Genomic DNA, 639 nt, shown 5'->3' on the forward strand with positions numbered 1-639 from the left:
GCAATACATCAATGTTCTTACCTTGCTTCGCAGAGATTGGCACTACATCGACAAAGTCCATTTTTTTAGACATTTCAGCCATGTGTAGCATCACTTCATTACGATCTTGCACGTTATCGACTTTGTTAACACAAAGTACAACAGGGAAGTTCGATTTCTGAAGCTTGGTCAACACCATCTCGTCGTCTTTAGTCCAATGGGTACCATCGACCAAGAAGAAAACTAGGTTCACGTCACTCAACGATGAGTTTGCAGCGCGGTTCATCAAACGGTTGATTGCACGTTTTTCTTCAATGTGAAGTCCTGGTGTATCAACGTAAATCGCTTGGTAATCGCCATCTGTGTCGACGCCCATGATGCGGTGACGCGTCGTTTGTGGCTTACGTGACGTGATCGAAATCTTCTGACCTAGAATTTTGTTCAGAAGCGTCGATTTACCCACGTTAGGACGACCAACAATGGCAATGAAACCACAATGCTGGTTTTCCGGTGAGCTCACCTCACCATGTGATGCGAAAAACGCATCGATATCGAATTCGTTATCAGCCATTAGTTAATTGCTCTAGTGCTGTTTCTGCTGCCGCCTGTTCTGCCTTGCGGCGGCTGGTGCCTTTACCGATTACAGGCTTATCCACACCT

Annotated in this window: 2 protein-coding genes; both read right to left on the reverse strand. The window is 45.9% G+C overall.

The features are described from left to right. Nucleotides 1-550 (reverse strand): GTPase Era (gene era, locus R7P35_RS24795; RefSeq protein ID WP_318093021.1); only part of this gene is annotated, 550 nt, incomplete at its 3' end. Next, the coding region (locus R7P35_RS24800; protein WP_318093026.1) for a putative dsRNA-binding protein at nucleotides 543-639 on the reverse strand (97 nt) is incomplete at its 5' end. The genes R7P35_RS24800 and era, both read right to left, overlap by 8 nt.

The organism is Vibrio sp. Vb0304 (assembly GCF_033338995.1).
Lineage (GTDB): Bacteria > Pseudomonadota > Gammaproteobacteria > Enterobacterales > Vibrionaceae > Vibrio > Vibrio alginolyticus.